Here is a 4998-nt window from a genome sequence, read left to right on the forward strand (position 1 = left end):
GAGCACGGTGAGCAGCTCGCCGGTCAGGTGTCCAGCTCGATCTGCTGGCGTAGCCGGGCGCTGAACGCCTGGATCGTGGGGGCGGCGTCGTAGCGGCACCGGGTGAAGCGTCGATCGACGGCGGCTTGGACGGGCCGGCATGGGCCCCGGCGGGGCGCCGGTTTGGTCCCGAAGGTGGCCGACCACCCCCAGCGCGGCAGTACGCTTGGTACGACGGGCGCTGGCCGCGAAGGGAGCAGGCGATGCTGCGCGAGACCGACGTCGTGGTGATCGGCGGGGGCGCCACCGGGACGGCCGTGTTGTGGGACCTGGCCCTGCGCGGTATCGAGGCGGTCCTGGTGGACCGCTCCGACCTGGGGACGGGCACATCGGGGCGCTGGCACGGCGAGCTGCATTCGGGCGCCCGGTACGCGGTCAACGACCTGCCGTCGGCCCGCGAGTGCGTCGAGGAGAACGCCGTCCTGCGCCGGATCGCGCCGCATACCATCGAGGACACAGGTGGCTTCTTCATCCTGTTGCCCGAGCACGATTTGGGCTACGGCGACCGTTTCGTCACCGGCTGTGCCGAGACCGGCGTGCCGTGCGAGGAGGTCGACCCGGCCGCGGCCCGTCGCGAGGAGCCGGCCCTTACCGACCGGATCGAGCGGGCCTTCTGGGTGCCGACCGACGGCAGCATGGACGCCTGGAGGCTGCTGTGGTCAATGGCCTACGGCGCCGAGGCCAGAGGCGGCCGGGTCCTGGTGCACCACCCGGTCGTCGGCTTCGAGCGCGACGGCGACGGTCGGGTCAGCGCGGTCCGCGTCCATGACCTGGTCGGCGGCAGGGGTCGGACCATCGGCTGCCGCTGGGTGATCAACGCGGCTGGGGCCTGGGCCGGCCGGATTGGTGCCATGGCCGGGGCCCCGTTCCGGATGGTCCCGGACAAGGGTGTCATGGTCGTGATGGCCGGCCGCTACGTGCGCTCGCTGGTCACCCACTGCCGCATGCCGACCGACGGCGACATCATCGTGCCGGCCTACGACGCGGCGATCCTTGGGACCACATCGACCGAGGCCGACGACGCCGACGATCCCAGCGTCGCCCCGCTGGAGATCGACCTGATCATCGACCAGACAGCCAAGCTGGTACCTGCCATCGCCCACGGTCGCGCCCTGCGCGCCTACAGCGGCTACCGGCCCCTGTACGACCCGGTCCGGGGCGAAGCGGGCGGGCACGGCCGCAGCGTCAGCCGCACCTTCACCGTCTTGGACCACGAGCCCGGGGATGGAGTGCCCAACTTGCTGTCGATCGTGGGTGGCAAGCTCACCACCTCCAGGCAGATGGCCCAGAAGGTCGTGGACGTCATGGTCGCCAAGCGTGGCGAGGAGCGTCCCTGCACGACCGCGATCACGCCCCTGCCCGGCGCCGAGCAGGGCATCCGTCAGCCGACCCGCCCGCTGGCCCGCCCGTCGGCCGGTGCCGGGCAGGCCGGCGGCCCGCTGGCCTGTGAGTGCGAGCTGATCACCCGCCGCACCATCGAGGAGGCCGTCGGGGCCGGCGTGACCCAGCTTGACGACCTGCGCCGCCAGTACCGGCTCGGCTTCGGTCCTTCCCAGGGCGGCGGGTGCGGTTGGCGTGCCGCCGCCGTCGTCGCGGCCAGGCGGCCGGACGTCGGTGACCCGCTGGCCAACCTGCGCTTGTTCATGCAGGAGCGCTGGCGCGGGCTGCGAGCGGTGGCCTGGGGCCAGGCGGCGGTCCAGGCGCTGCGCAACGACGCGATCTACCGCGGCATCCTCGCCCTGGACACGGTGGAGCGGGAGCCGGGCGAGGACGAGCAGATCCAGGCGGCCGCCACGGGCGACGACTGGTCTGGGCCGCGCCAGGCCGGCCCGGGGCGTGGGGTCGGCGGGGAGGGCCTGACCGGGGACACCGAGGGGCGCCGGGCCACCGACGCCGGGCCGCCCGGCAGCCCCCGCGGGCCGCTCCGGGAGCCGACCGAAGGGGGCCGGTGATGGGCGCCGACGTCGTGGTCATCGGGGCCGGCCCGTCCGGGCTGGCGGCAGCGGCCATGCTGGCCGAGGCAGGCCGGCAGGTCCAGGTGATCGCGCGCGGTCACGGCTTTACGCACTGGGCCGCCGGCGGGATCGACGTGCTGGGGCGCCTGCCGGCCGGGGACGAGGCGGGGGCCGGGGAACCGGTGGAACGTCCGTTGGAAGCACTCGGCCGGCTACCCGACGGGCACCCGTACTCGCTGGTCGGCGAGGGCGCGCTGCTGGCCGGGATCGGGCACGTGCGGGCGCTGACCGACCGGGCCGGCATCGAGCTGGTCGGCGACCCGGCCGTCAACCGCAGCCAGATCACGGGCATCGGGACCCGGCGCACCACCGCGCTGCTCCAGATCCAGGGCGACGGCGCCCTCGCCGGGCGGGTCGCCGCCATCGGCTTTGCCGGCTTCGAGGACTTCTCGTCCCACCTGTGCGCCGACCGGCTGCACCGGATCGGCCTGGACGCCGTGCCGATCGAGATCCCGCTGCCCCAGGGATTCCGCGGACGCCATGTCAACGCGGTCGAGCTGGCCCGTGCCTTTGACGGGAGGGAGTTCCGCGGGGCGGTGGCCGGCACGATCGGCCGCGCCGCCGCTGGCGTCGACGTGTGCGTGGTCCCGGCCGTGATCGGGCTCGCCAACGCCGCCGAGGCGTGGGCCGACCTCCAAGAGCTGGCCGGGCTCCGGGTGGTTGAGGCGGCCCTGCCGCCACCGTCGATTCCGGGGCTGCGGCTGTTCGACGCCTGGCGAGAGCGGCTCAGCGAACTCGGTGTGGGCTGGCGGCTCGGGCTCCCGGCGATCGGGGCCGAGCGCGACGGCGACCGGGTTACGGCCGTCCTCGGCGAGGGCGCCTCGGGCCCGGTCCGGATCCCGTGCGACGAAGTGGTCCTGGCGACGGGGGGCGTGGCCGGTGGGGGGATCGAGACCTACCGCGACGGCACCCTGGCCGAGACAGTGCTCGGGTTGCCCATCGATGGCTTCGCTCACCGTACCGAGTTCCTGGCCGCGGACTTCTTCGGCTCGCATCGGCTGGCCCAGGCCGGCGTCAGGGTGAACCGCGAGCTCCGCCCGGTCGACCGCGCGGGCGCGTCCGTACTGGGCAATGTGCGCGTCATCGGCACCCAGCTGGCCGGTCATGACCCCACCGCCGAAGGCTCCCGCGAGGGGGTCGGCCTCGCCACCGCGGCTAGGGCGGCCGAGCTGCTGGCCGGGGCCTGAGCAAGAGGCTAGGTCCTTGCCGTCGTTGAGCAGCCGAGTGACGGTGAACAACAGCTCGCGGCTGACCAGGATGGGGTCGATCTGACGTGACCCTTGGAATTGGTCCACATCACCCGCGACGCCGGCATGCCTTGCTGGTGGTCGGCGAGCTTACAAATGAGCCCTTGACCGGATCCGAGGAGGCATTGTCGTCCCTTCACCTGGACCAGGGACGCCGGCCAGATTCTGGCCAAGCTGAAGCGTCTAAAGAGGTTCGCGTGTTCCGGTGACATGGTCACCGCTCACCACAACGACAGGCCGCAATGCCGCAGGAATGAGTAGGCCAGGTGGTGGGTGCCGCGGATCCGCTGGATGCCGCGCTCGGCCGCCGCGATAACGTCCGGGAGGGTGTCGCCGGCGAGGTTGGCCAGCTCCAGGCCCTTGAGGCTGGACCACAGCGCCTCGACCGGGTTCAGTTCGGGCGCGTAGCCGGGCAGTGGCTCCACCACCAGCCAGTGCCGCTGACGGTGGAGCCAGGCCCGCATGGCCAGGCTGCGGTGGGCGGGCAGCCCGTCCCATACCAAGGTCGCCTTCTGCCCGCCAAGGAAGCGGCGCAGCCCTTCCAGCGCGCTGATCAGGGTCTCGGTGTCGTAGGCGCCGACCTGATGGTGGAAGGCCAGGGCCGCACCACCACCCAGGGAGCCGTAGCACAGCCCGGCGGCCATCGATGCCCGCCTCCACTTGTATCGGTGGCGGATGACCGGGGTGTGCCCACGCGGCGCCCAGGTCCGGCGCGTCGCCGGCAGCAGCGAGGCGCCCGACTCGTCCCAGAACACGATCACCGCGCGCCGGCGGCGGGCGTTGCGGCAGATCCTAAGGCCAGTCCTCGGCCACCCAGCGGGCAATCGCCTGCTCGTCGCGCTCGACCGCGCGGCGGGCCGGGCGCTGCAGCCGCCAGCCCATGCGGCGTAGCAGCTTCCAGGTGTGCCCGGGATGGTAGGCGACGCCGGTCAGCCGCTGGATCACGGTGGTGATGCGGGCCAGGGTCCAGTGGTCGGTGTCGAAGCCGTGGGCGTGGGCGCCCTGGCGCAGCGCCTTGTCCAGCTCGTGGCGTTGCTGGTCCGAAAGGCGCGGCGCCGGCCCGGTGGGGCCGCGGCTGGCCAGCGCCGGCAGTCCGCCCGCCTGCCAGCGGGCGTGCCAGCGGCTGACGTTCTGGCGGGCGATGCCCAGCTGGTGGGCGACCTCGGCTTGGGTGTGGCCGGCGGCAAACAGCGCCCCGGCCTGCAGGCGGACGCCTTCGAAGGCTTGGCGGTCGCGCGGACCGCGGGCGTTGCGGCGATAAGCGGTTGGTCTCATCCGGCCATGCTGCCAGGAGAGACCTGATCATGTCACCGGAACGAGCGAACCTCTGTAAGTGGTGGTACAGCTCCCGGTGCGTCGCGGTGACCGCCTCAAGGTGCTGGACGGTGGCCCGGTCGACTCGGGTCGGGCGCCCAACCGCCAGCGAGAACCGATCCAGCTCATCTGGACCGCCGATGTCGAGGACGGTCTCCATGGTGGCGGTGCCGACCAGCGCGGTGACCTGGCGCATGAACTCCCGGCGGGTTCCCACGTCGAGTATGTCCTCCTGGAACCCGAGCTCGGCCGGGTCCTTGTCCAAGACCTCACACAGCCGCTGCTGGTGCCCGAGCGTCGGCTGCTGCCGGCCGTTCTCCCACCGGCTGAGGGTGGTCTCGCTCACCCCGAGCTCGGCGGCGAGTCTTGCCGCCTTCCAGCCC

Annotated in this window: 4 protein-coding genes; 2 read left to right on the plus strand and 2 right to left on the minus strand. The window is 72.9% G+C overall.

Translation table 11 applies throughout. The features are described 5' to 3' along the window. Window positions 1–242: 242 nt before the first annotated feature. Both VF468_05550 and glpB read left to right on the plus strand, forming a co-directional pair. Window positions 243–1991: an FAD-dependent oxidoreductase gene (locus tag VF468_05550; protein ID HEX5877777.1), complete on the plus strand. Its 1749-nt coding sequence runs from the start codon at window positions 243–245 to the stop codon at window positions 1989–1991. Next, a complete protein-coding gene (gene glpB / locus VF468_05555) occupies window positions 1991–3241 on the plus strand; it encodes an anaerobic glycerol-3-phosphate dehydrogenase subunit GlpB (GenBank protein HEX5877778.1) in 1251 nt (416 codons plus the stop codon). Before VF468_05550 ends, glpB begins: the two co-directional genes overlap by 1 nt. 281 nt (window positions 3242–3522) lie before the next feature. Here the strand turns inward: glpB and VF468_05560 are convergent, their stop codons facing one another. Both VF468_05560 and VF468_05565 read right to left on the minus strand, forming a co-directional pair. Further along, on the minus strand, window positions 3523–4125 hold the full coding sequence (locus VF468_05560; GenBank protein ID HEX5877779.1) for an IS630 family transposase: 603 nt from the start codon (window positions 4123–4125) through the stop codon (window positions 3523–3525). Then, the gene (locus VF468_05565; protein HEX5877780.1) at window positions 4094–4576 is read right to left on the minus strand and encodes a winged helix-turn-helix domain-containing protein; all 483 of its coding nucleotides are present in this window, start codon (window positions 4574–4576) and stop codon (window positions 4094–4096) included. The genes VF468_05560 and VF468_05565 overlap by 32 nt, the downstream gene beginning before the upstream one ends. Between the last annotated feature and the right edge of the window lie 422 nt (window positions 4577–4998).

The organism is Actinomycetota bacterium, from assembly GCA_036280995.1.
Taxonomy (GTDB): domain Bacteria; phylum Actinomycetota; class CALGFH01; order CALGFH01; family CALGFH01; genus CALGFH01.

Excerpts from the sequence above, each read along its gene's own strand:
- VF468_05550 (HEX5877777.1), top strand. The coding sequence starts at position 243 with ATGCTGCGCGAGACCGACGTCGTGGTGATCGGCGGGGGCGCCACCGGG.
- glpB (HEX5877778.1), top strand. The coding sequence starts at position 1,991 with ATGGGCGCCGACGTCGTGGTCATCGGGGCCGGCCCGTCCGGGCTGGCG.
- VF468_05565 (HEX5877780.1), bottom strand. The coding sequence starts at position 4,576 with ATGAGACCAACCGCTTATCGCCGCAACGCCCGCGGTCCGCGCGACCGC.